The sequence below is a fragment of the Streptosporangium sp. NPDC049644 genome (assembly GCF_040675205.1).
In the GTDB taxonomy this organism is placed as follows: Bacteria; Actinomycetota; Actinomycetes; order Streptosporangiales; family Streptosporangiaceae; genus Streptosporangium; species Streptosporangium fukuiense.
The window spans coordinates 33,304-58,409 of sequence record NZ_JBFAOJ010000022.1 but is presented as its reverse complement, the minus strand read 5'-3'; the positions used below and the strand labels follow the sequence as shown (position 1 = coordinate 58,409).

22 protein-coding genes and 1 pseudogene are annotated in these 25,106 nt (G+C 70.2%); 16 read left to right on the top strand and 7 right to left on the bottom strand.

Features of this window, described 5'->3' with window-relative positions; all coding sequences use genetic code 11:
- Window positions 1-179: 179 nt before the first annotated feature.
- The 6 genes from AB0J58_RS15480 to AB0J58_RS15455 are packed head-to-tail and all read left to right on the top strand — an operon-like array spanning window position 180 to window position 5,704.
- Complete coding sequence (locus tag AB0J58_RS15480; RefSeq protein ID WP_364215483.1) at window positions 180-1,163, top strand: substrate-binding domain-containing protein; 984 nt, start codon at window positions 180-182, stop codon at window positions 1,161-1,163.
- A gap of 17 nt (window positions 1,164-1,180) precedes the next feature.
- Window positions 1,181-1,954, top strand: a complete 774-nt coding sequence (locus tag AB0J58_RS15475) for an ATP-binding cassette domain-containing protein (protein ID WP_364215480.1) — start codon at window positions 1,181-1,183, stop codon at window positions 1,952-1,954.
- Window positions 1,951-2,952 (top strand): ABC transporter permease, encoded by a 1,002-nt coding sequence (locus AB0J58_RS15470; protein ID WP_364215477.1) that lies wholly within the window; start codon window positions 1,951-1,953, stop codon window positions 2,950-2,952. Before AB0J58_RS15475 ends, AB0J58_RS15470 begins: the two co-directional genes overlap by 4 nt.
- Window positions 2,949-4,004 carry a phosphotriesterase-related protein gene (locus tag AB0J58_RS15465; protein ID WP_364215474.1) on the top strand — a complete coding sequence of 352 codons (1,056 nt, stop codon included), beginning with the start codon at window positions 2,949-2,951 and terminating at the stop codon, window positions 4,002-4,004. Before AB0J58_RS15470 ends, AB0J58_RS15465 begins: the two co-directional genes overlap by 4 nt.
- 10 nt (window positions 4,005-4,014) lie before the next feature.
- The gene (locus tag AB0J58_RS15460; protein WP_364215471.1) at window positions 4,015-4,764 is read left to right on the top strand and encodes a glutamine amidotransferase; all 750 of its coding nucleotides are present in this window, start codon (window positions 4,015-4,017) and stop codon (window positions 4,762-4,764) included.
- A 1-nt stretch (window position 4,765) separates the two neighbouring features.
- A complete protein-coding gene (locus tag AB0J58_RS15455) occupies window positions 4,766-5,704 on the top strand; it encodes a nucleoside hydrolase (RefSeq protein WP_364215468.1) in 939 nt (312 codons plus the stop codon).
- Between the two features lie 179 nt (window positions 5,705-5,883).
- Here the strand turns inward: AB0J58_RS15455 and AB0J58_RS15450 are convergent, their stop codons facing one another.
- From AB0J58_RS15450 to AB0J58_RS15435, 4 genes are read right to left on the bottom strand one after another with little or no spacing between them, the layout of a single operon-like run.
- Window positions 5,884-7,680 carry a beta-L-arabinofuranosidase domain-containing protein gene (locus tag AB0J58_RS15450; RefSeq protein ID WP_364215465.1) on the bottom strand — a complete coding sequence of 599 codons (1,797 nt, stop codon included), beginning with the start codon at window positions 7,678-7,680 and terminating at the stop codon, window positions 5,884-5,886.
- The gene (locus AB0J58_RS15445; protein WP_364215462.1) at window positions 7,673-8,458 is read right to left on the bottom strand and encodes a carbohydrate ABC transporter permease; all 786 of its coding nucleotides are present in this window, start codon (window positions 8,456-8,458) and stop codon (window positions 7,673-7,675) included. The genes AB0J58_RS15450 and AB0J58_RS15445 overlap by 8 nt, the downstream gene beginning before the upstream one ends.
- Window positions 8,455-9,387, bottom strand: a complete 933-nt coding sequence (locus AB0J58_RS15440; protein ID WP_364215459.1) for a sugar ABC transporter permease — start codon at window positions 9,385-9,387, stop codon at window positions 8,455-8,457. Before AB0J58_RS15440 ends, AB0J58_RS15445 begins: the two co-directional genes overlap by 4 nt.
- Entirely contained in the window at window positions 9,384-10,646 is a 1,263-nt protein-coding gene (locus AB0J58_RS15435) for a sugar ABC transporter substrate-binding protein (RefSeq protein ID WP_364215456.1), read from the bottom strand. The genes AB0J58_RS15440 and AB0J58_RS15435 overlap by 4 nt, the downstream gene beginning before the upstream one ends.
- Before the next feature lie 207 nt (window positions 10,647-10,853).
- Here AB0J58_RS15435 and AB0J58_RS15430 point away from each other — a divergent pair, with 207 nt between their 5' ends.
- The gene (locus tag AB0J58_RS15430; protein WP_364215453.1) at window positions 10,854-11,876 is read left to right on the top strand and encodes a LacI family DNA-binding transcriptional regulator; all 1,023 of its coding nucleotides are present in this window, start codon (window positions 10,854-10,856) and stop codon (window positions 11,874-11,876) included.
- Window positions 11,877-11,993: 117 nt separating this feature from the next.
- Here AB0J58_RS15430 and AB0J58_RS15425 read toward each other — a convergent pair whose 3' ends face one another.
- Both AB0J58_RS15425 and AB0J58_RS15420 read right to left on the bottom strand, forming a co-directional pair.
- On the bottom strand, window positions 11,994-12,977 hold the full coding sequence (locus AB0J58_RS15425; protein ID WP_364215450.1) for an MBL fold metallo-hydrolase: 984 nt from the start codon (window positions 12,975-12,977) through the stop codon (window positions 11,994-11,996).
- A 202-nt stretch (window positions 12,978-13,179) separates the two neighbouring features.
- On the bottom strand, window positions 13,180-14,070 hold the full coding sequence (locus tag AB0J58_RS15420; RefSeq protein ID WP_364215447.1) for a serine hydrolase: 891 nt from the start codon (window positions 14,068-14,070) through the stop codon (window positions 13,180-13,182).
- 119 nt (window positions 14,071-14,189) lie between these two features.
- Here AB0J58_RS15420 and AB0J58_RS15415 point away from each other — a divergent pair, with 119 nt between their 5' ends.
- From AB0J58_RS15415 to AB0J58_RS15405, 3 genes are all read left to right on the top strand, one after another.
- On the top strand, window positions 14,190-15,230 hold the full coding sequence (locus AB0J58_RS15415) for a LysR substrate-binding domain-containing protein (RefSeq protein ID WP_364215444.1): 1,041 nt from the start codon (window positions 14,190-14,192) through the stop codon (window positions 15,228-15,230).
- A 439-nt stretch (window positions 15,231-15,669) separates the two neighbouring features.
- Window positions 15,670-15,882: a DUF5999 family protein gene (locus AB0J58_RS15410; RefSeq protein WP_343967327.1), complete on the top strand. Its 213-nt coding sequence runs from the start codon at window positions 15,670-15,672 to the stop codon at window positions 15,880-15,882.
- Between the two features lie 287 nt (window positions 15,883-16,169).
- On the top strand, window positions 16,170-16,901 hold the full coding sequence (locus AB0J58_RS15405) for a DsbA family oxidoreductase (RefSeq protein ID WP_364215441.1): 732 nt from the start codon (window positions 16,170-16,172) through the stop codon (window positions 16,899-16,901).
- 36 nt (window positions 16,902-16,937) lie between these two features.
- Here AB0J58_RS15405 and AB0J58_RS15400 read toward each other — a convergent pair whose 3' ends face one another.
- Window positions 16,938-17,561, bottom strand: a complete 624-nt coding sequence (locus tag AB0J58_RS15400) for a thymidine kinase (RefSeq protein ID WP_343967323.1) — start codon at window positions 17,559-17,561, stop codon at window positions 16,938-16,940.
- 417 nt (window positions 17,562-17,978) lie between these two features.
- Here AB0J58_RS15400 and AB0J58_RS15395 point away from each other — a divergent pair, with 417 nt between their 5' ends.
- From AB0J58_RS15395 to AB0J58_RS15370, 6 genes and pseudogenes are all read left to right on the top strand, one after another.
- Window positions 17,979-18,422: a hypothetical protein gene (locus AB0J58_RS15395; RefSeq protein WP_343967319.1), complete on the top strand. Its 444-nt coding sequence runs from the start codon at window positions 17,979-17,981 to the stop codon at window positions 18,420-18,422.
- Window positions 18,423-18,635: 213 nt separating this feature from the next.
- Window positions 18,636-20,717, top strand: coding sequence for a hydantoinase/oxoprolinase family protein (locus tag AB0J58_RS15390; RefSeq protein ID WP_364215438.1), 2,082 nt, complete (start codon window positions 18,636-18,638; stop codon window positions 20,715-20,717).
- On the top strand, window positions 20,698-22,554 hold the full coding sequence (locus AB0J58_RS15385; protein ID WP_364215435.1) for a hydantoinase B/oxoprolinase family protein: 1,857 nt from the start codon (window positions 20,698-20,700) through the stop codon (window positions 22,552-22,554). The genes AB0J58_RS15390 and AB0J58_RS15385 overlap by 20 nt, the downstream gene beginning before the upstream one ends.
- 403 nt (window positions 22,555-22,957) lie before the next feature.
- The gene (locus AB0J58_RS15380) at window positions 22,958-23,161 is read left to right on the top strand and encodes a cold-shock protein (RefSeq protein WP_350929493.1); all 204 of its coding nucleotides are present in this window, start codon (window positions 22,958-22,960) and stop codon (window positions 23,159-23,161) included.
- 270 nt (window positions 23,162-23,431) lie between these two features.
- Window positions 23,432-23,749 (top strand): annotated as a pseudogene (locus AB0J58_RS15375) (histidine phosphatase family protein); the annotation flags it as partial.
- Window positions 23,750-23,929: 180 nt separating this feature from the next.
- A complete protein-coding gene (locus tag AB0J58_RS15370) occupies window positions 23,930-25,087 on the top strand; it encodes a CoA transferase (protein WP_364215432.1) in 1,158 nt (385 codons plus the stop codon).
- The last annotated feature ends 19 nt before the right edge of the window (window positions 25,088-25,106 follow it).

Below are 25,106 nucleotides of genomic sequence, written 5' to 3'. Positions count from 1 at the left end.
TGAGGATAACCGGTCGCCTCCCCGCCACGTGAGGTCGCTCAGGTGCGGGTTGTTAGAACCATAGAGCGTCCACGGCCTTACGTCACCTTGACGAGGGTTTGCCCTGGTCGCTACCATCCCCGGACATTGGTAATCGATTACCAAGCCCCCCTGTATCAGCGTCTCGAAAGGCTGATTCGATGGCACGACCGACTCGCTTCACCCGCCTGACCGCCGTCACGGCGATCCTTGCAACCGGTCTGCTGGCCGCGGCATGTGGCGGCACGGATTCCGCCGGCAGCGCGCCCTCGGCCGACGGCGGAGAAAAGCCGAAGATCGGCCTGGTGCAGATCAACCAGCAGGCGATCTTCTTCAACGAGATGAACGCCGGCGCCCAGCAGGCCGCGGAGGAGGCGGGCGTCGACCTCACGATCTTCAACGCCAACGACGACTCCGTGAAGCAGAACGAGGCCATTGACAACTTCGTTCAGCAGCAGTTCGACGGCGTCATCGTGGTGGCCATCGACGTCGAGGGCATCAAGCCCGCCGTCAAGATCGCCAAGGACGCGGGACTGAAGGTCGTGGCCGTCGACGCGATCGTGGACTCCCCGGCGGTCGACACCCAGGTGGGCGTGGACAACGCCGAGGCGGCCAAGCAGATGGGCACCTTCGTCAACGAGTGGGCCAAGGAGCAGAACGTGGCCGTGCCGAACATCGGCGTGGTCGGCGCGCTCAACTCATTCATCCAGAACCTGCGCAAGGACGGTTTCAACTCGACCGTCGAGGCGGCCGGCGCCAAGATCGTCCAGACCGTGGACGGGCAGAACAAGCAGGAGGCCGCCCTGGCCGCCGCCGAGAACCTGCTCACCTCGCGCTCGGACCTCACCGCCGTGTACGCCACCGGAGAGCCCGCGCTGCTCGGCACGGTGGCCGCGGTGAAGTCGCAGAACGCGAACGACCGGGTCAAGGTCTTCGGCTGGGACCTCACCAAGGAGGCGATCGACGGCATCGACGCCGGCTTCGTCGCCGGAGTCGTGCAGCAGGACCCCAGGACCGAGGGCTACGAGGCGGTCAAGGAGATCAAGGCACTGGTCGGAGGCGCGCAGGCCAAGAAGACCATCGATGTGCCCGTCACGATCGTGACCAAGGAAAACGTCGACAAGTACCGCTCCACGTTCAAGTGAGCGGCGGAGAGACCCCTATGAGCGAATACGAGGCGACCGGCACGGACCGTGTGGTCATGCGCGACATCCGCAAACGCTACGGGATGGTCGACGCGCTGCGCGGGGCCAACCTGCGGGTCGGCGCGGGTGAGGTGGTGGGACTGGTCGGCGACAACGCCGCCGGCAAGTCCACCCTGATGAAGGTGCTCGCGGGCACCGTGGTGCCGGACTCCGGGCAGATCGTCTTCGACGGTCGCGAGGTGTCCTTCGCCACTCCCCGTGACGCCCGTGAGCTGGGGATCGAGATGGTCTACCAGGACCTCGCGCTCTGCGACGACATCGACGTGGCGGGCAACCTGTTCCTCGGCCGCGAACCGCGCCGGGCCGGTGGCCTGCTGCTGGACATCCAGCGGATGCACCGGGACGCGCGCCGCCAACTCGACGCGCTCAACATTCGGATCCCCCTCACCGACATCCCGGTCGGAGGGCTCTCCGGCGGCCAGCGGCAGGCGGTCGCCATCGCCCGCGCGGTCACCTTCGGCCCCAAACTGCTCATCCTCGACGAGCCCACGGCCGCGCTCGCCGTGGCCGAGGTCGAGACCGTGCTGGAACTGATCAAGACCGTCTCCGCCCAGGGGGTCTCGGTGATCCTGATCACCCATCGCCTCCAGGACCTGTTCCGAGTCTGCGACCGGCTCTGCGTGATGTACGAGGGGACGCTCCGCGCCGACCTCGACGCCCGCAGCACCAGCCTGGAGCGGCTCGTGTCGGAGATCGTCGCCCACGACCAGCCCGAGGGAGCGCGGTCATGACCGTCGCCAGTGAGAGGGTGGTCACCACCCGGTCGGCCCGCCTCACCGCTCACATCGGCAGCCACGCCCAGACCATCGCCATCGGGGCGGTGCTGGTCCTGCTGCTGATCTTCTTCTCGTTCTCCGCCGACCGCTTCGCCACCGTCGGCAACCTGCTCAACCTGATCCGGCAGATCTCCCCGACCCTGATCGTCGCGGTCGCGATGACCTTCGTGATCAGTACCTCCGGCATCGACCTGTCGGTCGGCTCGACGGTCGCGCTGTCCGGATCGTTGCTGGCCATCGTCCTGCAGCAGGGCTGGGACCCCAGCCTCGCGCTCATCGCGATCCTCGCGCTCGGCGCGGCGATCGGATTCGTCAACGGCTGGTTCTCCTCCTACCAGGGCGTCCCGGCCTTCATCGTCACCCTGGCCATGCTCTCGATCCTCCGGGGCACCGCCCTGCGCGCCACCGAGGGCTACTCGACCCCGATCGACGGCGAGTTGTGGATCGTCCAGCTCGGCCAGGGCCGCATCGCCGGAGTGCCGGTGCCGGCCATCATCGCCGTGGTGGTCGCACTGCTCGGCTGGCTGGTCCTCACCCGCACGCCGTTCGGCCGCTACGTGATCGGTCTCGGTTCCAACGGCGAGTCGCTGCGCCGTACCGGTGTGAACACCCGCAGGATCGGGCTCACCGTCTACGTGCTGGCCGGTCTGGCCGCCGCGCTCGCCGGAGTGCTGATCGCCACCCGGCTCAGCTCCGGGTCGTCGAACGCGGGCACCGGTTTCGAGCTGGAGGTCATCACGGCCGTCGTGCTCGGCGGGACCAGTCTGTTCGGTGGCAGGGCCAGCATGCTCGGCACCATCTTCGGCGCCCTCACCCTCGGCGTCATCGCCAACGGCCTGGTACTGCTGCACGTCTCGCCGTTCTACGTGCAGATCGTGCAGGGCGGCATCCTGCTGCTGGCCATCTTCGCGAACAACAAGGTGTGGGCGAAGTTCGGAGCGGTACGGAAATGACCGGTGTGTCCGAGGCGGTCACCGTCTCCACGGTGCTCGGTGAGGTGCCCGTCGCCGAACTCGGCATCACGCTCTGCCACGAGCACCTGCGTAACGACGGCGCCAGCGCCTGGCACCCCGCCCCCGAGGGCGACGCGGAAGGTGAGCTGATCGCCGGCTCGCCGGTGCGGATGGAGTTCCTCGGCCGGCTGCGGTCGGATCCCTACCTCTCCCGCGACAACGTGTCCCTCGACGACACCGGAGTGGCGATCGAGGAGGTGGCCCGGTTCGCGGCCCGTGGGGGCCGCACCGTGCTGGACGTCACCCCGGAGGGCATCGGCCGCGCGCCGGCGGAGCTGGCCCGCATCGCCCGCGCCACCGGTCTGAACATCGTGATGGGCTGCGGCTTCTACCTGGAACGCACCCACCCGGCCCGGGTTCGCGGCATGAGCGCCGCCGACGTCGCCGACGAGATCGAGCGAGATCTGCTCGACGGGACCGGGGGAGTGCGTGCCGGGGTGATCGGTGAGATCGGGATCTCCCCGGACTTCACCCCGGCCGAGGAGAAGGTGCTCCGTGGCGCCGCCCGGGCCCAGGCCCGCACCGGAGTGCCGCTTTCGGTGCACCTGCCAGGGTGGGTGCGGTACGGCCACCGGGTGCTCGACGTCGTCGCCGAGGAGGGCGGCCTCCTCGGCGCCACCGTGCTGTCACACATGAACCCCAGCCTGCACGAGCGCGACTACCAGGTGTCCCTCGCAGCCCGGGGGGCCTACCTCGGATACGACATGTGCGGCATGGACTACCTCTACCCCGGGGAGGGCCAGTCGCCGTGCGACGAGGAGAACGCGGCCGCCGTCGCCTGGCTGGTCCGGTCCGGCCTGGGCGGCAGGCTGCTGCTCTCCCAGGACGTGTTCCTCAAGACCATGCTGGTCAGGAACGGTGGAACCGGCTACGCGCACATCCTCACGCACTTCGTGCCGCGCCTGCACCGCCACGGGCTGACCTCCGAGGACACCACCCAGTTGCTCGTCGCCAACCCGTGCGAGCTCTTCACCACCGCGAAGAAACCCTGAAGGAGAAATCATGACCCGCGTGCTGGTCGCCGGTGAGACGTGGGTGAGCGAGTCGACCCACTACAAGGGTTTCGACTCGTTCACCACCACGACGTACCACACCGGCTTCGAGCCACTGCGCGACGCACTGGTCGCGGACGGCATCGAGGTCGACCACCTGCCCGCGCACGACGTGCCCAAGCTGTTCCCCGGGACGCTCGACGAGCTGGCGGCCTACGACGTCGTCGTGCTCTCCGACATCGGCGCCAACAGCATCCTGCTGCACCCCGACACCTGGCTGCACAGCAGGAAGTCGGTGAACCGGCTCGACGTGCTGGAGAGCTGGGTGGAGCAGGGCGGCGGCCTGGCGATGGCCGGCGGCTACCTCAGTTTCCAGGGCATCGAGGCGAAGGCGGCCTTCCGCGGCACCCCCGTGGAGCGGGTGCTCCCGGCCCGGATCTCCCCCTACGACGACCGGGTGGAGGCCCCGCAGGGTCTTCCGGGCGTCGTCGTCGATCCGGCCCATCCCATCGTGGACGGGCTGCCCGCCGACTGGCCCGACCTGCTCGGCTACAACCGCTTCGAGGTCCCAGAGGACGCCCGGCTGCTCGCCACCGTCGGGGCCGACCCGCTGCTCGCCGTACGGCAGGCGGGGGCGGGCCGCACCCTCGCCTGGGCCTCCGACATCGCCCCGCACTGGTGCCCCGAGGAGTTCGTCACCTGGGACGGTTACCGCACTCTCTTCACCCGGGCCGTGCGCTGGCTGGCGAAGGAGATCTGACATGCCGATCCCGGTGATCCTCGACTGCGATCCGGGTCACGACGACGCCCTGGCCATCCTGCTGGCGGTGGCCGACCCGGCGATCGACCTGCGCGCGGTCGCCACCGTCGCCGGCAACCAGACCGTGGCGAAGACCGCTCTCAACGCGCGGCGGATGCTCAGCCTGGCGGGGGCCGCCGGGGTGCCGGTCGCGGCCGGTTGCGACCGGCCGCTCGCCGGTCCGCTGGAGATCGGCGACTACGTGCACGGCGAGAGCGGGCTGGACGGCCCGGCCTTCGGCGAGCCCGACGTGCCCCTCGATCCGCGCCACGGTGTCGAGCTCATCCACGACACGCTCGCCGCCGCCGACGAGCCGGTGACGGTCGTGGCCATCGGGCCGTTGACCAACATCGCCACGCTGTTGCGCCGTCACCCCGGTGACCGCGATCGGATTCGCGAGATCGTGATCATGGGTGGCTCCACCGAACGCGGCAACCACACGCCCTACGCCGAGTTCAACATCTACGCCGACCCGGAGGCGGCGGCGGAGGTGCTCGGCAGCGGCGTCCCGACCACCTGGGTGGGTCTCAACGTCAGCCACCAGGCGCTCGTCACCGCGGACGTCCTCGACCGCATCGCCGCGCTCGACACCCCGCTGGCCCGTGTCTGCGTGGAACTTCTCACCTTCTTCGGCTCCAGCTACCACCAGACCTGGGGATTCGAGGCGCCACCGCTGCACGATCCGATCACCCTCGCCTACCTGATCGACCCCGCGGTCCTCACGCGTGTCCGCGTGGGCCTGCGGGTCGAGCTGGACGGCGTGCACACCCGGGGCGCCACCGTGGCCGACCTGCACGGCCGGATGGACTGGGAGCCCAACGCGGACGTCGGAACCGTACTCGACCGGGACCGCTTCTGGGACATCATGATCGGTGCGATCGACACCCTCGGCCGGCGCTGAGGCACCCGGTACGGAGTGCTGCTCACCGGCCGCCCGTCTCGAAGAGATCACAGCCGGGCCGGATGGCCACGACCCGCCCGCGCGTCCTGATCCGGAGCGGCGCCCACCGGTGTCGCCGGCACGGTCCGCACCGCGCCGGCGACACCGGTGGGCGCCGGGGCGGTGCGGAACGGCGCGGGTCAGGCCAGCGGCAACCACACGCGCATGCTGACCGGACCCCGGTTGCCCCAGCGGTGGTAGGGGATCAGCCGCAGCGGGATCTCCCGTCCGGTCGTCGCCCGCCGATCGCTCCGGTAGGGCCAGGCGTCGTCCTCCGGCGGCGTCAGCGCGGCCGGGACGTCCAGCTCGACGGCTCCGTCGACGTGCCGCTCGACCGGCGCGAGGGGTTCCGCCGTGACCCGCGCCAGCGGCGGCTCGTCGGCGGCGGACTCGGCGCAGTAGACGAGCGGGCCGCGTTCGACGGCGGCGCACCCGCGCACCGCGTCCACCCGCCGGTCGGGGAAGGTCCAGCGGGGCCGCACCGGCAGGTCGAGCCGGATCCGGTCTCCCGGCCGCCAGTCGGCCTCGGCCGTGGCGTAGCCGGGTTCGGCCGGATGCGACACGCCGCCGTAGGTCAGGGTCGCGCCCTCGGCCCAGGGTGGTACGCGCAGCGAGATCCGGCCGGCCCGGCCCTCGACGACGTGCGCGGTAACCGTGCCCGACCAGGGGTAGTCCGTCTCGATCCGGAGCGCGAGACCGTCGTGGCGGATCTCACCGGGCGTGTAGTGGTGGATGCGCAGGGCGTCGCCGTCCGCCGCGGCCAGGTAGGCGGGGAGCGAGGCGAGGGTGCGGGCGATGTTGTTGGGGCAGCACGACACGTCGAACCAGGGCGAGCGCAGGCCGCCCTCGGCGCCGTGGTTGACCCCCTCGCACGGCTCGGCCGGAACCCGTACCTGCAGCGGGTTGGCGTAGAAGAACGAGCGCCCGTCCAGCGCCACCGCCGTGGCGAGCACGTTGTACATGGTCCGCTCGGCCAGGTCGGCGTAGCGCGCGTCGCCGGTGGCCAGCAGCAGCCGGTGCGACAACATGATCGAGGCGATGCCCGCGCAGGTCTCGGAGTAGGCGCGGTCGGCCGGCAGCTCGAAGTCCTCGCCGAAGGCCTCGTCGGAGTGGTGCGAGCCCATCCCGCCGGTCAGGTGGACACGCCGGGCGACAGTGCGCTCCCACTGTGCCCGGACCGCCTGGAGCAGCTCCGTGTCACCGGTCTCGACGGCCACGTCCACCGCGCCGCAGGCGAGATAGAGGGCGCGTACGGCGTGCCCGCGGAACACCCGCGCCCGCCGTACGGGCAGATCGTCCTGGAAGTACGCGGGATGGAACTGGATCTCGCCGAGGGCGGGCCGGCCGCGCCGCTCGACGAACCGCCGGGCCATCTCCAGATAGCGCTCGGTCCCGGTGACGCGGTACAGCTCGACCAGTGCCGTCTCCACCACGGGATGACCGCAGGTCTCCTCGGTGTCCATGAAGCGGGCGCAGACGTGGTCGGCGGCCCGGCGGACCACCTCGGTCAGCGTGTCCTCGCCGTGCGCGCGGAGCCTGGCGACGCCCGCCTGGATCAGGTGGCCGTAGCAGTACAGCTCGTGGCCCCACTCGAAGTCGGTGTAGCGCCGCCCGCTCCAGCGGGTGTTGAGGTAGCCGTCCTCCTCCTGCGCCCGCGCCACGGTCGCGGCCAGCTCGTCCAGGGCGGGGTGGTCCGACCAGGCCATCGCCTCCAGCAGCTTGTAGATCTCCGAGTCGGAGAACTCCCGGCCCCGCCGGGGAGTCACGCCGCGGAAGTTGCCGATCCAGCCGACCCGCTCCATCCACTCCTGGCAGTGGGTGATGATGACCTCGCGGTTGAGCGCCACCCGGTCACCCCAGAAACCCGGGGCGAGCCGTACGGCCTCGAGACCGAGCGGGGACAGTACCCCCGCCGAGGGCATGACGGGACTAACCACGCAGGGCTCCTGACATGAATCCGCGCACGTAGTGGCGCTGGAGGAGGATGAAGAGGATCAGGCAGGGCACGGCCATGACCATGACGCCGGCCTGCAACATGCCGTAGTCGACGGCGCCGAACGTGCGCTGTGTCATGCTGACCACGGCCACCGGCAGGGTGAAGCTCGCACCGTCGTTGAGCAGGATGAGCGGGGCGAAGAAGTCGTTCCACGAGGCCAGGAAGGCGAACAGGCCGACCGTGACCAGGGCGGGCCGCACCGCGCGCAGCAGGATGCGGGCGAAGGCGCGGAACGTGCCGCAGCCGTCGACGAGGGCGGCCTCCTCCAGCTCGCGCGGGATCGCCTCGAAGGCGTTGCGCATCATGAACAGCGCGAACGGCAGCTGGAACATCACGAAGACGAGCGCGAGCCCGACCAGCGAGTTCTGCAGCCCGAGGTAGCCGAGCAGGACGTAGAGCGGGATCAGGATGGTCGCGTACGGCACCATCAGGATCGCCAGCGTGGCGAGGAAGAGCAGGTTCCTGCCGGGGAAGTCGAAACGGGCGAAGGCGTAGCCGCCCAGGGCGGAGACTCCCAGCGTGCCGGCGACGGTCATCGCCGAGACCAGCACGCTGTTGGTCAGGTAGGTGCCGACCCCCTCGCCGAAGCGGGCCATCTCCAGGTAGTTCCCGACCCCGCCGTCGAAGGAGGACCAGCCGCTCCACAGCAGGGGGAACAGGAAGAGCACCGCCAGGGCCGACATCGTGGTGTAGTAGGGCGTTCTCACCGGTCTTCTCACTTCGACCTCCCGAGCACCCGCATCTGCAGGGCGTTGAGCGCGACCAGGGCGACCAGCAGCACGACGGACAGCGCCGCGGCGCCGCCCAGGTCGAAGCGGAAGAACGCGTCGCGGTAGACGACCATGACCATGGAGACCGTGCTGTTGTCCGGGCCGCCGTTGGTGAAGATGAAGAACTGGTCGAAGGCGAGCAGGGAGCCGGTGACGCTGAGGACGAGCATCAGCGCGAGCGTGGGACGGAGCAGTGGCAACGTGATCCTGGTGAAGATCTGCCGGCGGCTCGCGCCGTCGCTCCTGGCCGCCTCGTAGACCTCGACCGGGATCGACTGCAGCCCGGTGAGCAGGATGAGCATGTTGAATCCGGCGAACCGCCACAGCACCAGCGCGATCGTGGAGAACAGCGCCGTGTTCGGGGTCCCGGTCCACTTCACCGGCTCGTCGGTGAGGCCCAGGGCACGCAGGATCGGGTCGATCGGCCCGAAGTCGTTGTTGAGCATGCCGTAGAAGAGCAGCGCCGCCGCGGCGAAGCCGACCGCGCCCGGCAGGAAGAACGCGGTACGGAAGAAACCGACACCGGGCCTGCGCTCCTGCACCAGCAGGGCCAGGCCGAGCGCCACGGCCGACAGCAGCACGGTCGTGATGGCCGTGTACTTCAGCGTGAAGCCCACCGCGTCGAGGAAGAGGGGATTTTCGGCGATCTTGAGGTAGTTGTCCGGCGCGTTGAACGTGGCCTGGCCGAGCAGCGGCCAGCGGTTCAGCGACATCCAGACGACCAGTGCCAGCGGTGCCAGGAACAGCACGCCGACGATCAGGGCGGTCGGGGCCGCGTAGACCCAGCCCTGCGCCCGCCGGGTCCGCCACCAGGGAGGCGGTGCCGGGACGACCCCCCGCACCGCCTTCCCGTCGCGCCTGGTAAGTGTCACCGTCATTGCTGCAGCGACTTGGTGATCTCGGCGTTGAGCTGGGCGACCTTGCCCGCGTCACCGAACACGGCCTCCCTGGCCAGGCGCAGCCACGGCCCCTGCGGGTCGTTGAAGGTCTGCCCGAACCGCAGCGCGTACGGTGTCTGTCCCTTGGCGACCATGGAGTTCATCAGCACCACCCTCGGGTCCTGGGCGGAGTACTTGTTGTCGGCCAGGTCGGTGCGGGCCGGGATGTCCTTGTTCTTGGCCATGACCTCGACCTGTGCCTCGTCGGAGACCGTCCAGGACAGGAAGTCCCAGGCGGCGTCGGCGTTCTCGCTGGTCGACGAGATGCCGACCGAGTCGCCGCCGACGAAGGTGGACTCCCCGCCGTCGGGGCCGGCGATGGGCGCCACGCCGATCCTCATCTCCTTCGGCATCGAGCCGAGCGTGGTCGAGGGCATCGGCATCACGCCGATCTCCCCCTTGGGGAAGAAACCGGTCCAGGTCGGTCCCTGCTCCTCCTTGGCGGTAGGGCCGGTGACGCCCTTGGCGTAGAGGTCGCGGTAGACCTTGAACACGTCCGTCATGGCGGCCTGGTCGTTGAGCGAGGTCGTGCCCTCGGCGTCCATGACCTGGGCGCCCGAGGCCCACACCGACGGCCAGAAGGTGAACACGTAGCAGCCGCCGCAGTTGCCGCCGAAGAAGGTGCCGTGCACCTTGCCGTCCTTGCCGAGCTTCTCGTCGACGGTCGTGGCCTGCTCGGCGAACTCCTTCAGGGTCGTGGGCCCCTTCTCGGGGTCCAGCCCGGCCTTCTCGTACAGGTCCTTGTTCCAGAACCAGACGGACAGGTCCAGGGTGTGCGGGAGCGTGTACGAGCGGCCGTCCAGCGTGCCCAGCCTGATGTGCGAGGGGGCGAGCTTGTCCTTGTAGGGCAGTGCGGCGATACGGTCGCTGATGTCCAGGTACAGGCCCTGCGAGGTGTAGTTGGGGACGAAGATCACATCCGCCGCGAACACGTCGGGCAGCTGCTTCGCCCCGGCCGCGGCCGCGATGCGCGGCTGGTAGTTGTCCGTCGGGATGACCGTCAGCTTCACCTGGTTCTTGTGGCTCGCGTTGTACGCCTTGACCAGTCGCTCGCTCTGCGCCTGCGTCGCGGCGCGCGTCCACATGGTGATCGTGGTGGCCTCATCGGCGGGAGCGGCGGTTCTCTCGCTCCCACCGCAGGCCGCCACTGTTGTTAACGCTAACAATGCGATGACGGCCATCCCGGCGCGTGGCTGCATGCTCTTCTCCTCTTCCGGCATCCCCCGCGACGCGCGAAATAGAACTAAAAGGTTTTCGGAAACGTAAAAGAAACATCTGGTCCTGTCAATCCCCTGCTGACAGGAGGCTGACCTTGCCATTGGGTGAGGCCGAGGGCTACCCTCTGGGTGGCCACCATCGTGATGGCCGATCCTGCTGACAGGGCAAAAGGAAAAGGATTTCGTCAGATGGCTGGCAGGCGGTCACGTGCGGTGACCATCAGTGACGTGGCCTCGCTGGCCGGCGTGTCGATCGCCACCGTGTCCAAGGCGCTCAACGGGAAGGACAACGTCAGGGCCGACACCCGGCAGCGCGTGCTCGAGGCGGCCGAACAGCTCTCCTTCCGGCCGAACGCGCTCGCCAAGAACCTGCTGACCGGGCAGAGCCGTACGGTCGGCCTGTTGACCAGCGACAGCGCCGGGAGATTCGGGATCCCCGTCCTCCTCGGCGCGGAGAACGCCTTCGGCGCGGGGGAGATGGCGGTGATGCTCTGCGACGCCCGTGGCGACGTCATCCGCGAGCAGCACCACGTCCGCATGCTCCTGTCCCGGCGGGTCGACGGCCTGATCGTGGTGGGGGAGAGCACCAACCCGCGCCCCTCCATCAGCCGTGACCTGCCGGTTCCCGTGGTGTACGCCTACGGTCCCTCCGACGACGCCGACGATGTCTCCTTCGTGCCCGACGACGTGGGCGGCGCGATGCTCGCCGTCCGGCACCTGCTGGCCACCGGACGGCGCAGGATCGCCCATGTCACCGGTCCCACGGACTACAAGGCCGCGATCGACAGGGCCGAGGGGGTGCGGCGGGGGCTCGCCGAGGCCGGTCTCGAACAGGCGGGCGAGACCCTCTTCGGTGCCTGGTCCCAGCGGTGGGGGCGGCAGGCGGCCGAGATGCTGCTGATGGCGCAGCCCGACCTCGACGCGGTGTTCTGCGGTAGTGACCAGATCGCCGCGGGCTTCATGGAAACGGCCAGGGAGCGCGGCCGGCGCCTGCCCGCGGACATCGCGGTGATCGGCTACGACAACTGGGAGGTGCTGTCGGCCGAGACCCGCCCGCTGCTCACCAGCGTCGACCCGAACCTGGAACGGCTGGGGCACACGGCCGCGCAACACCTGTTCGCCGCCATCGACGGGAAGGTCGCCCCCGGCATCCACACCATGCCCTGCCGGCTCGTGATCCGCGACTCCACCGCACCACCAGGCCCTTCCTGAGAGGAGCCGGGAGCCGGGGCCGCCCGGACCTCGGCTCGAACGGCGGGCAGAGGACCCTCCGGCGGCCCGCGCGGCGGCCCCCGTGGCTCCGCGCGGTGTTCCGGTCCGGCGCGGACCTCAGCCGAACGTGTACGGCGTCAGGTACTCCGGGGTCACCACCCTTGTCCCGGGGCTGACCCTGCGCACCGTCGCGACGAACTCCGCGAGGCTCTTCTTCGACTTCTCGTCGGCCTGCGGCGGGTTCTTCAGCGCCACTTCGAAGTTGTCCCAGTGCACCGGGACGACCACGCGGGGGTTGCTCAGCGCCCGCAGCAGACGCGGCACGTAGTCGTAGGTGGAGGACGACGAGGTGGTGGGAATCATCGCGACATCCGGGGCGAGACCGGCGAGGTTGCGCTCGACGAAGTCGCTGCCGCCCATGAAGAACACGGACGGGCCGCCCTTGACGGTCACCTGGAAGGCCAGGGTGTCACCCTCGGGCAACTCGGAGATGTTCTTCGGCCTCCTCTTCGGCCTGCTCGCCAGCTCTCCGGGAAAGAGCATGGAGTAGTTGGCGTTGCGGCTGTGCAGCGACTCCACCACCTCGACGACGTGGTCGCCGAAGTCCAGCACCTCCCCGCCCTTCACCGGGCTGAGCAGGCCGTCCTTCACGCCGAACGCCAGAGCCAGGTTGCAGGTCGTGGTGGTGCCGACCACCCGGGCCTCGGTCGATGTGGCGATGTACGGGACGTCGTTGAAGTGGTCCCAGTGCGAGTGCGTCACCAGGATCGTCTTCGGGGTGCCCACGTGCCTGCGGATCGTCTTGGTGTCGACGGTCAGCGGGGTGACGGGATTGAAGGCCCCCGAGGACAGACCGGTGTCGAACCGCGTCACGTACGGGTCGACGAGGAACGTCGAGGAGCCCACGTCCACCCGCCAGCCCGAGTTGCCGAGCCAGCGGAACGTCGCCGCGGCCTTCGCCCCGCCCTTCGCGCTGCCCGGCAGCGGCGTCGCGGGGGCGGCCTCGGCGCCGGCCGAGGACAGCAGGAGCCCGGCCATCGGTGCCAGCACCGCACCCGCCGTCGCGGTCCGCAGGAAATCTCTTCTGTCGAATCTGGACACGTCTCTCCCTGGGTGTGAACCGGAGACCGCCGTCCGGGCGGTTCGATGGGACCCAACCATCGCCCGGCCGCCCGCGTCCAAGATCCGGGGGCGTCGCCTTCCATAGGTGAACACGTATCAGAGCAGTTCACCGGGGTCAGCGGCGCCGGAGAGACGCCGCGGACCGGAGGCCGCGGGGGCTCTCACGCCGAGGGAACGGGACTCATCCGGGGCCGGCGCGCAGCGCGTCGACGGCGACCCGGGCGGCCTGGCCGATCGCCAGGTCGACGTCGATGCGCCGGGTCGCGTGCAGTTGCTCGGTCCTGGCGAACACCGCCACCGCGTACTTCCCGCCACGGGGATACTCGGCGACCCCCGCCTCCATGTGCAGGCCGGGCAGCGTCCCCGTCTTGGCGGCCACCCGCACCTCCGGGGGGAACCCCGAGGCGATCCGCGTCCAGGAGATCTGCCGCGCCATGTAGTCGCGCACCGCCGCGCACGCCTGCGGGGGCCCCGCCTCGTCACGCCAGATCAGCCCGAGCAGCCGGGTCATCTCACGTGCGGTGCTCGAGGTCGTGTGACCGGGGTCGAAGACCCGCAGCGCCCAGACCCGCTCGGCGGGCAGGGTAGGGAAGATCCGCGCGAACTCGGCGTCGTCCCGCGCGCCCACATCCGCGAGCATCGACTCCAGCACCTGCCTGGGTCCGCCGATCACCCGCGTGCGCCCCAGCCCCAGCTCCGCGGCCAGCATCTGGACGGTGTCCAGGCCCACCCGGCGCATCAGCAGGTCGGCGGCGGTGTTGTCGCTGACGGACATGGCGAAGTGGGCCAGGTCGCGGAGTGACATCTCCACGTCGTCCGCGCATCCGGCGGTCCCCCAGCCGCCGAGCCTGTCCCCGGCCGTCACCAGCACGCGCTCGGCCGGGTCGAGCTGGCCGGCCGCGGCCTGGCGGGCAAACTCCAGGACCAGCAGCACCTTGAAGATCGAGGCGATCACCACCTGCTCGTCGGCGCGTATCCCGACCTCACGCCCCCCGGTGATGTCCAGCGCGTGCAGATGGCCATCCAGGCCGGCCGCCGCGAAGATCTCCGCTATCCGTTCCTCTGTCGACACACCCGCAACGCTATCCAGACCCGGCAGCGGCCCGTGACGTGTGGCGGCCGGTTGCCTCACCGCCCCCGGGAAGGTCTCGGGGGTGAAGGCGCGAGTGCAGGATCGCCTATCGTGGCGCCGTGGACCTTTCCCGGCATCTGCGACATTTCCTCGTCGTCGCCGAAGAGCTGCACTTCGGCCATGCCGCGGAGGTGCTCGGCATCGCCCAGCCGCCGCTCAGCCAGTCGATCCAGCGGCTGGAGCGCGAGCTCGGCGCCGAGTTGTTCGACCGCTCGCGCCGCCAGATCGAGCTCACGGCGGCGGGCCGGCTTCTCGTCGGCGAGGCCAGGCGGTTCCTCGCGGGCGAGGAGCGCCTGCGGACGATGATGCGCCAGGCCGGTGAGGGCGAGCTGGGAACCCTCCGCGTCGGGGTACCCCCGGAGATCCCGGCTGTGACGCTCCAGGCCCTGCTGCGGCGCGTCACCGAGGACACTCCGGGGCTACACCTGGAGCTCCATGAGCTCACGGTCCCGGAACAGCTCCGCCGCCTGGCCTCCGCCCAGCTCGACGCGGGCCTCGTGCACCACCCCGTCGACACCCCCGGTCTGCTGTACGGCCCGGTCGTGAGGATCCCGCTGGGCGTGGTGCTGCCACGTACCTCCCCCCTGGCCTCCCTCTCGGCGCCGGCACGGTCGGAACCACAACCGGAACCACAACCGGAGCCGCGGCGGCGGCCAGGGGCGCGGCCGTGGGAGATCGAGCTGGCCGACCTCGCCGGGCACGACCTCGTCGTCTTCCCCCGCGAGACCTCCCCGGCCTGGTACGACCACCTGCTCGACGTCTGCCGTACGAAGGGTTTCTCCCCGGTGAGGCTCAGGCACGCGCGCAACCCGGAGTTCCTGCTGGGGCTGGTGCTGGCGGGCCACGGGGTGGCGTTCGAGCAGGAGGCGATGGCGCGCAGGGAGCCGCGGGTGATCTGGCGCCCCCTGGCCGGAGACCCTCTCCAGCGGGGCGTCTGCGTCGCCTGGCCGGAACGGTCGGCCCACCCGGCGGCCGCCCGCTTCGCCGTGCTGACCGCCGAGATCCTCGCCCAGCACGGCACCGCCGGAACGCCGCCGCCGGCCCTCGGGGGGGCACCGTCGCCCGAGCCTCGCCCCTGGTCCGTCGTCTACGCTCCCTGACGTCCTCCCGGCGCCGGTCGCGTCCGGCCACCGCCCCGCGGTCACGGTCACGGCCGGCCGGTTCCGCCTGCTGCCAGGGGAACCCGGCATCGCAAAGAATGCTCTACCAGGACAGGGCCTTGTCTCTATCGACGGCCGACGGGCCCGGGTGTAGACAAAGATTAATTAACACAAAAAGATGACAAATTAACACCTTGTTTGCTCAGGGAACGCCGGTAGGAGATCCCGCGTCATGGGCGGGTCATCGGACAGATGGACGCGGTGACGCCGGTGGGGCCACCCACCGGAACCTGGTCGCGTTGGAACGTACGAAGTGCCGGCGTGGATGCGAGGACGAGATTCCGTGAGGCCGGTGCGAGGCCGGCCGGGAAGGTCGTCCGCGCCGTCTCCCTCCGAGCGGGGAGCCCTTCCCTCAGCCAATCAAGATCGGAGCAAGATCGTGTGCCAGCACATACCCCCCTGTCCGTCCGCGGACGCTTTTGACCATGAGGCGGCGCGTCTCGTGGTCTCCCACCCGGAGCAGGGGTGGGGGCTGCTCTGCAACGGCGTGGTGGTCTTCGAGGACACCGGGGAGCTTATGCCCGACGGACGTAGCATTCCCGCCCATCGCGGCATTCCCGCCCATCACAGCCACTGCGTTGGGGCGGCATGAGAGCGTTCACCGCTCCAGGCTTCCCCGTGGCCGCCGAGGAGTCCCCTTGCCGGGGGACGGCGCCCCGGCGGCTCTTTTCCGTCCCGGTCCCGGCGCCCAGGGCGTGGCGGCCGACCGGCGACCGGCGGACCGAGTAGGTCGGGTGACGACGCGCCGGATCCACCTCCGCAAGCGGTCACGTTCCGCTGCCCGGCTCACCCTGGACCTGCGGACTCCGGCGGGCAGGCGGCTGCCGTACTGACCGGTTCCGCCCCACCGGGTGCCGCGGCCGCGGGCGACATCGCGGAATGAGCGGCCCTCCGCACCGGTTGCAGCGGTACGTGAAGGTTGAAATCTACTCAGACATCGTCTGTCCCTGGTGCTACATCGGCCATGCCCGCTTCGCCCGCGCCGTCGAGCGCTACCGGGCCAAGGGCGGGGAGGTGGAGGTCGAGTTCAGGCCGTTCCAGCTCATGCCGGACGCGAAGTCCAACGGCGAGCTCACGCTCACCTGGGCCGCGAAGAAGTTCGGCGGGGCCGAGCGGGCCGCGCAGATGTTCGGGAGAGTGGGCGGGGTCGCCGCGGAGGACGGGCTGGTGCTGGACTTCGACCACGCGATCCAGGCCAACACCTTCGACGCGCACCGCCTCATCCGGCTCGCCGGAGAGCAGGGCAAGGGGGAGGAGGCGCTGTACGTGCTCTTCCGGGCCCACTTCACCGACGGTCTCGACGTCGGCTCGCGCGAGGTGCTCGCCAGGCTGGCCGGCGAGCTCGGCGTACGGGCCGACCTCGACGGTGCGGACGGCGTGGCGGCGGTGCGGGAGGAACTGGCCCGGGCCCGTGCCATCGGCGTCAGTTCGGTGCCGCTCTTCCTGTTCGAGGGCCAGTTCGCCGTCTCCGGCGCCCAGCCCGAGGACACCCTGCTCGCCGCTCTGGAAGAGGTCGCCGAGCGTACTGGGCGGTCACCGGCCGCCAGGGCGGTCAAGGCCGCCCAGTCCGGCGGGGACGCCTGCGACGACGAGGGTTACTGCGCCGTCTGACGGTGCCGTCTGACGGTGCCGGGCTCGCGCGGGAGGTCAGCCGAGCTCGCCGGAGCGGTGGTGGCGGCGGCACAGGACCTGGTAGCGGATCGGAGCGGCGCCGGTGTCGCCGATGACCACCTGCTCGCCGGTACGGGTCATGTTGCCGCCGACCACCCGGGCGTTCAGGCGCCCGGGGCGCCCGCACCAGCACAGCACCTCGACCTGGAGGCGGTTGATCTCGTCGGCCAGCTCGAAGAGTCGCTGGGCGGCGGGGAACATCCGCGAGCGGAAGTCCGAGGCCAGGCCGAAGGCGTAGACGTCGATGCCGTAGTCGTCGGTGAGGTCGGCGAGCTGCTCGATCTGGGCGACCGTGTAGAAGCACGCCTCGTCGCAGATGACGTAGTCGATGGGCTGGTGCGCGCGGACCAGGGCCACCAGATCCAGGTCGTCGTCGACCTCGACGGCCTCGCTGCCCAGGCCGATCCGGCTGGTGACCTGCGCGCTGCCCGAGCGGTCGTGTTTGGTGAGCACCAGGCCGCGCCTGCCCTGGCGGCCGTGGTTGTAGTTCATCTGCAGGGCCAGTGTGGACTTGCCGCAGTCCATCGGGCCGAAGTAGAAGCGCAGCACTCCGTCCCGGGAGACGGTGGGAACGGCGGAGAGGGCAGACGTTTCGGTCACGGGGCGCCAGCCTAGTACCTGACGTGGTCGGCGATCTCCACCCCTGGTGACCGGTTTGTCGATTTCGTTGGCCGTGCGATCCCCGAGGTGCCGGGGGCGACGGGGCTCGCCCGGTGGGAGAGCCCTGTCGGCCGACGGGTCGGAGCAGGCCGCCCTCGATCGCCGTCTTGAGGCCCGCCTGCGTCGCCTGGTGGGAGGAGAGGCCTCCGAACGCAGATCGTGATTTTCGTGTTTTGTAACGGTCCATCCTTGGGCGTCCGCCTGAGAGGTGGCGGTCTGCGAGCGAGGGGTTTGGAGGGGAGATGTGCTGGTAGAAGTGGGTGGTCCCTGGCTGACATAGCCTGACTGGGCTTGACTTGGCTTGACCGTGAAAAGCGTGGGAGATTCCCTTTGGCATATCGGAAAGTGGGAGAACCAGTGACGACCACCAACAAGACCGCTCCACCCCTCGGCAAGACCCCGGCCACCCTGACCTCCGGTCCCTCCGCGGAGACCGCGGAGATACCGGTGGCGCTCGCGGCGATGATGAGCGAGGACGAGGCCGTCGCCGCCCAGGCCGAGGCGGCTCGCTGGCGGTACGGGTTCTATGTCGTCATCGTGGGGCTCGTGGTCATCCTGATCGGCTTCGCGGTGATCACGCTTCGCGGGGGCGACACGACCGCGCCGTTCGCCGGGCTCGTCGGCGTCTCGGGCGCGATCATCGGCGCCTACTTCGGCGTGCAGATCGGCCAGTCCGGCAAGGACAGGGTCGAGGCCGAGCTGCGCCGTACGAACGAGATCGCCATCCGCCTCGCCGCCAAGGTCCACGCGCATGACGCCGACTCGGTGATCAACACCACCATGGGTCCCCGGCGCCGCTAGGACGGGCACCGCGGATCCGCGGCGGGCCGGCCTCCGGACACCCTCCGGCGGGGCCGGCCTTTCGCGTCTCCGCGGCCGGGTCCGGCCCCTGCGGCCACGGCCGTCCGCCGGTACTCGCCCCTCCGCTCCCGCCAACACTGCCCAAGGATCGGCCGTAGCTTCGGCAGGGTCCGCCGATTTGCGGATTCGCCGGGACTGGGTAGACACGGGGGCATGCGCAGCGTCCGTATCGGGGTCGACACCGGGGGCACGTTCACAGACGTGGTCGCGGTGGACGAGCAGACCGGTGAGATCACCACGACCAAGACTCCCTCCACCCCCGCCAACCCCGCCGACGGGTTCATGGAGGGGGTACGGAAGGTCCTCAGAAAGGCGGCCGGGGCCGAGGAGGTGACCCTGGAAGCCGTGTCGGCGGTGGTGCACGGCACCACGGTCGCCACCAACCAGCTCCTTGAGGACCGTATCGCCGACCTGGGCTTCGTCACCACCGAGGGCTTCGAGTTCATCCTGGAGATCGCCCGTCAGAGCGTGCCCGACGGCTACGGCAACTCCTACTTCTGGGTGAAGCCGCCCCGCATCGTCCCGGTGCACCGGGTCAGGACCGTCGGCGGGCGCCTGGACCACACCGGGGCCGAGGTGCGGCCGTTCGACGAGGAGCAGGCCGTCGAGGTGGCCCGGTGGTTCCGTGACCGCGGCATCACCGCGATCGGCGTCTGCTTCCTGCACTCGTACGCCAATCCCGCCCACGAGGTGCGCATGCGGGAGGTCCTGGAACGGGAGCACCCGGATGCCGTCGTCTCGATCTCGTGCGACGTGCTGCGCGAGTACCGCGAGTACGAGCGCTCGGTCACCACGCTGGTCGACGCCGCGGTCAAACCGACGATGCGCCGCTATATCGCCAACCTGGCCCAGCGTCTGGAGACGAGCGCCGCGGGTACGGGCGAGGGCCTGCCGTTCTCCGTCATGAAGAGCAACGGCGGCGTACTCTCCGCGGCCGAGGTGGTGCACCAGCCGATCACCACGGTGCTCTCCGGACCGGCCGCGGGCGCGCTCGGCGCCGCGCTGATCGCCGCCACCGCCGGGCACCCCTCGGTGATCACCCTGGACGGCGGCGGCACCTCGACCGACGTCGCGGTGGTCGTCGACGGGGAGCCGTCGCTGACCACCGAGGGCAGCATCGGCCGCTACCCCTGCAAGATCCCGATGATCGACATCGTGACCGTCGGCGCGGGCGGCGGCTCCGTCGCGTGGATCTCGCCGGAGGGCACGCTGAAGGTCGGGCCCAAGTCCGCGGGGGCCGACCCGGGACCGCTCTGCTACGGCCGGGGCGGCACCGAGGTCACCGTCACCGACGCGCACGTCTTCCTCGGCCGGGTTCCGGCACACCTGCTCGGCGGGGAGATCCCGCTCGACGCCGACGCCGCCCGGCAGGGGATCGAGGCGCTCGCGGGCAAGATCGGACTGACTCCCGAACGGACCGCGGCGGGCATCCTGGAGATCAGCGCGTTCAACCAGTCGAACGCCATCCGCCAGATCACCGTCAAGCGCGGCCTGGACGTGCGCGACTTCCCCATGGTCGCCTTCGGCGGCTCAGGACCGCTGCTGGTCTGCCGGCTCATCGACATCCTCGGCCTGCCCTCGGTGATCGTCCCGCCCGACCCGGGCAACGTCTCGGCGTTCGGGCTGCTCACCGTGGACGTCAAGAACGACTACGTGCGCACCTTCGTCACCCGCGACCTCTCGCTCGCGGCCGCCTCGGAGATCTTCGGTGAGCTGGAGGGGCAGGCGGCCTCCGCCCTGGACCGCGAGGGCTTCGCGGCAGAGGCGCACGTCTACGCGCGCAGCGCCGACCTGCGCTACTTCGGCCAGGCCTACGAGGTCAGGGTGACGGCCCCGGCCGGACCGCTGGACGAGGCGTGGCAGGCCGAGGTGCTGGACCGCTTCCACACCGAGCACCACAAGCTCTACGGGTACGGCTACCGCGACGACCCCCGGCACGGCGTCGAGTGGGTCAACCTCCGGGTCTCCGGCATCGGCCCGATCACCCGCCCCGCCATCGGACGCCGGCCGCACGGTACGAGCCGGCCCGAGCCGGTCACCTTCCGCGAGGTCTGTTACGACGAGTGGGGCGGCACCCCGATCCACCGCCGCGCCGACCTGGCGGCCGGAGCGGAGATCAGCGGTCCCGCGGTCATCGAGGAGTACGGCTCCACGTTGCCGGTCCACCCCGGCTTCACCGCGACCATGGACGAGTTCGGAAACCTGGAGGTGCGCCGTGCGGCGGACAACGGCTGAATCGACGAGCGCCGCCGACCCGGTGCTGGTGGAGATCGTCGAGGGGACGCTCGCGTCCGTGGAGATGGAGGTCGAGACGGCCATCGCGCGCACCGCCCGCTCGCCCATGATCCGCGACGCGCACGACTTCCGCGCGGGCATCCACGATGTACGGCTGCGCAAGCTGACCGGCAGGTCCTACTCGGCGCTGGTCCAGCCGATCGTCAGGGACTTCCCGATCGCCGAGATGAAGCCCGGCGACGTGTTCTTCCACAACGACGTCTACCTGTCCGAGGGGGGCATCGGGCACCTGCCCGACCTGTGCGTGACGGTCCCGGTCTTCCACGGCGGGGAGGTCGTCGCCTTCGTGCAGGCGTTCGGTCACCACGACGACATCGGCGGGGGCGTGCCCGGCTCGATGCCGAGCAACGCGCGCAGCGTGTTCGAGGAGGGGCTGATGGTCCCGCCGATCAAGCTCTGGGACGAGGGCGTGCCCAACCGGGCGGCGCTCACCATCATGACCCGCAACTCGCGGATGCCCGACTCGCTGGCCGGAGACCTGGACGCCGAGTGCTCGGCCTGCCTGATGGGCGCGCGGCGGCTGGGCGAGCTGTTCGACCGGTACGGGCGCGAGGCGGTCGAGGCGTGCTTCGACGCGATCATCTCCAACACCACCGAGACGTTCCGCAGGGAACTGCTGGCCAAGATCCCCGAGGGCACCCACGTGTGGGAGGACTACGCCGAGCACGACGGTGTGGACTCCCCCCGCCTGCACACCCAGCGGATGACCCTCACCGTCGACCACTCCGCGCCGGTGCCGCTGGTGATCGACTTCACCGGCACCTCACCGCAGGCCAAGGGGCCGATCAACCACGCGGGCGACTACGCCGACGGGGTGTTCCTGAAGAAGTGGCTGGCGCCGATCCTGCGCAACCTGGCCGACACCCCCGAGCGGATGGCCGAACTGGACGTCAACGAGGGCGTCGTGCCCCTCATCGAGATGCGATTCCCCCAGAAGGGCACCCTGCTCACCCCCATCTTCCCGGCCCCCACCAACGCCCGTACCTTCGTGATCCTGCGCCTGCTGGGGGTGCTGGCCGGGGTGCTGGCCAAGGCGACCGGCGGCCGGATGCCCGCCGACCAGGAGACCATCCGCTACACCGGCGTCTACGGCGACGGCCTGGACGGCACCCCGTACCTGATGCGCGAGGTCCTCGGCGGCGGCTCGGGCGGCCGGTGGTACGCGGACGGGGAGGACACCATCCACGTGGTGCCCGACTCGCGCAACATCCCGGTCGAGTTCGCCGAGTCCCGCTGGCCCTTCCGGGTCGAGCGGCTCGGCCTGGCCCGCGACTCCGGCGGCCCCGGCCTCTACCGGGGCGGTCTCGGCTACGACAAGCACCTGCGGATGCTCCGCGACGCCTCGTTCATGTCCATCGCCGACCGCTCGATCCTGTCGTGCTGGGGGGTGAACGGCGGCCGGGCCGGGAAACCCTTCGTCGTGGAGATCGACGGGAGGGAGATGGAGGGCCTGGTGGACGACTCGCCGGTCCGCGCCGGCGAGATCATCCGGGTCCGCACCACCGGCGGTGGCGGCTGGGGTTCTCCGCTGGACCGCGACCCCGCCCTGGTGGCCGCCGACGTCCGCGACGGCAAGGTCTCGCCGGACGGCGCCCGCGACGACTACGGGGTCATCCTGTCCGGCTCGCAGGACGACCCCCAGGTGGACACCGAGGCCACCGGGATCCGCCGCGCGGAACTCCGCGTCCTGGTCGCCGACGCGCCCTTCTTCGACCGGGGCCCCGGCTTCCCGTCCCTGTCCGGCGGCCTGCCGTACGCGGAGGTGGACCTGGTGTAGCCGAGCGGGTGCCCTCCTCGGGTACCGCCCGCACCGGGAGCCCCGGCAGAGGTGAGGCCGGGCTGTCACCCCTCGCCTCACGGTCCGTATCGGGTCGATCGGGAGATGAGAGACACCCTGCTACGACGGCCCTGAGGACCATGGCCGGCCCGTACCGGCGATCGCTCCCCCTCCTCCGGCAGCCCGCCGGAGGAGGGGGAGCGACGAGTTGGTGTGCCGGGCCGCGGAGGTGCTAATCTGGAAGCAGTTGCGGTTGTGGTACCCATGAAACTCTGTGTGCACCTGACGGATGACCTTCAGGTGCATTTTTGTTTTCCCGGTCATCTCCGGATGGGCTCATCGCGGCGACGCGGGGTCCGCGCGGTGCGGGTTCCGGCTCTGCCCCCTATCGAAGGAGAAAGTTATGGCTACGGGAACCGTGAAGTGGTTCAACTCGGAAAAGGGCTTCGGCTTCATCGAGCAGGACGGCGGCGGCGCCGACGTCTTCGCTCACTACTCCAACATCGCCGCCCAGGGCTACCGTGAGCTGCAGGAGGGCCAGAAGGTCTCCTTCGACGTCACGCAGGGCCAGAAGGGCCCGCAGGCCGAGAACATCGTTCCGGTCTGACGTAGCACCAGCACGGCGAGGGCCGGGGCCCGCACCTTTCGGGGTGCGGGCCCCGGCTCGTCTCATGTCCGCTCGTCCGCCGCCGGGCATCGCGGGATTCTTCGGAGCCGACCTTCGCCCGGGGACGGGGCGCGGTGGGTTCTCGAATGTTCCGGCTCCGTCGGACCGTCGCCGCGGCCTGTGGGCCGGGCGGCCGGTTCGCGGGATCAGCCGGTCTTGCGCAGGGGAGGAGAAGGCGTTTTCCTGTAGGCATGGACCCTCAGGGAGAGGTTTCCCGGTGAATCGGAGAACCTGGTGGCTCGTCTGTACGGTGGTTTCCGGCCGCCGGAGGGGGAAAGCTTCCAGGATGTCGCAGACCGGGTACGTGAGGTGCACGGGGAACTGCGTGCCGGGGATGCCGGGCGCCGGGTTCTCATCGTCGCGCACGACTCCGTCGTGCTGATGCTCAAGCACGTGATCGAGGACATCCCGATCGCCTCCGTCGAGGCGTTCGCACCGGTCGGCAACGCCTCGGTCTCGGTGTGGCGCGGGTCCAGGCCCGAGATCTTCAACGAGGTGGGCCACCTGCGGGGGACGCGGACACGGTAGCGCTCCGTTCCGGTCCGGCGTTTTCCTCATAACCTCCCCCCGATCGTCTCGCCGGACGGCGGTATGGGAGATCATGGGATTCCCTCGTCCGGGTATCGTGCCAGTCTCACGGCAAGCGGGCCGGGCACGGGGGAAGCGCTCCTCCGGCCGGGTCCGGCCGCCACGCATCGGAGGTTGATCTTGCAGGGAGCACTCGGCGACATCGTCGTCCTCGATCTCTCTCGTGCGCTCGCGGGTCCGCACGCCACGCAGATGCTCGGCGATCTGGGTGCCCGGGTGATCAAGGTGGAGCATCCCGGGGGAGGTGACGAGTCCCGGGGCTGGGGCCCGCCCTTCGTAGGTCCTGAAGGTGATATTTCAACGTATTTCCTGGCGGCCAACCGGAATAAGCAGTCGATCGCCCTCGATCTCAAGTCCGCCGAGGGCAAGGCGCTGATCGAGCGCCTGGTGCGGCAGAGCGACGTGCTGGTGGAGAACTTCCGCACCGGCGTGCTGGACCGGCTGGGCTTCCCCGTCGAGCGGCTGCACGAGCTCAACCCCCGCCTGGTCATCCTGTCGATCACCGGCTTCGGCCATGACGGCCCGGAGGGCGGCAGGCCTGGGTACGACCAGATCGCGCAGGGCGAGGCCGGGCTGATGAGCCTGACCGGCCCGTCGGCCGACGAGCCGTACCGGGTGGGCGCCTCGATCGCGGACCTGCTCGGCGGCATCCACGGCGCCTACGGCGTGCTGGCCGCGCTGTACGAGCGGGAGCGGACCGGGCGGGGCAAGGTCGTGCGGACCTCGCTGCTGGCCGCGGTGACCGGGGTGCACTCCTACCACGGCACGGCCTGGACCGTCGGCGGCCAGGTGCCCGTCGCCAACGGTAACCAGCACGCCTCCATCGCCCCGTACGGGGCCTTCCACTGCGCCGACGGGATGATCCAGATCGCGGTGGCGAACGACGCGCAGTGGCGCAAGGTCGCCGCCCTGCTGGAGATAGATCCAGATATCGCGAAATATGCCACGAACAGGGAAAGATTTGCGCATCGGGATGAGCTGATCGCGGACATGGAGCGGAGGCTCACCAAGCACGACAGGGCGCACTGGCTGGCCGCGCTCGGCGAGGCCGGGGTACCCGCCGGGGCGATCAGGTCCATCGACGAGGTCTACGCCTGGGAGCAGACCCGTTCCCAGGGGCTGGTCGTCGAGGTCGACCACCCCGTGCTCGGCACCATCGAGCTGCCGGGGCCGCCGCTCCGCTTCGACGGCGACCTTCCCATGCGCCATACCGCCCCGCCCGCCCTCGGCGAGCACAACGACGAGGTCCTCGCCTGGCTGAGGGAGCGTGAGCGTTGACAGGCAGGCGGATCCCTCG

Excerpts from the sequence above, each read along its gene's own strand:
- AB0J58_RS15390 (WP_364215438.1), top strand. The coding sequence starts at position 18,636 with ATGCGCAGCGTCCGTATCGGGGTCGACACCGGGGGCACGTTCACAGAC.
- AB0J58_RS15460 (WP_364215471.1), top strand. The coding sequence starts at position 4,015 with ATGACCCGCGTGCTGGTCGCCGGTGAGACGTGGGTGAGCGAGTCGACC.
- AB0J58_RS15405 (WP_364215441.1), top strand. The coding sequence starts at position 16,170 with ATGAGCGGCCCTCCGCACCGGTTGCAGCGGTACGTGAAGGTTGAAATC.
- AB0J58_RS15465 (WP_364215474.1), top strand. The coding sequence starts at position 2,949 with ATGACCGGTGTGTCCGAGGCGGTCACCGTCTCCACGGTGCTCGGTGAG.
- AB0J58_RS15440 (WP_364215459.1), bottom strand. The coding sequence starts at position 9,387 with ATGACGGTGACACTTACCAGGCGCGACGGGAAGGCGGTGCGGGGGGTC.
- AB0J58_RS15470 (WP_364215477.1), top strand. The coding sequence starts at position 1,951 with ATGACCGTCGCCAGTGAGAGGGTGGTCACCACCCGGTCGGCCCGCCTC.
- AB0J58_RS15475 (WP_364215480.1), top strand. The coding sequence starts at position 1,181 with ATGAGCGAATACGAGGCGACCGGCACGGACCGTGTGGTCATGCGCGAC.
- AB0J58_RS15480 (WP_364215483.1), top strand. The coding sequence starts at position 180 with ATGGCACGACCGACTCGCTTCACCCGCCTGACCGCCGTCACGGCGATC.
- AB0J58_RS15430 (WP_364215453.1), top strand. The coding sequence starts at position 10,854 with ATGGCTGGCAGGCGGTCACGTGCGGTGACCATCAGTGACGTGGCCTCG.
- AB0J58_RS15435 (WP_364215456.1), bottom strand. The coding sequence starts at position 10,646 with ATGCAGCCACGCGCCGGGATGGCCGTCATCGCATTGTTAGCGTTAACA.
- AB0J58_RS15455 (WP_364215468.1), top strand. The coding sequence starts at position 4,766 with ATGCCGATCCCGGTGATCCTCGACTGCGATCCGGGTCACGACGACGCC.
- AB0J58_RS15380 (WP_350929493.1), top strand. The coding sequence starts at position 22,958 with ATGGCTACGGGAACCGTGAAGTGGTTCAACTCGGAAAAGGGCTTCGGC.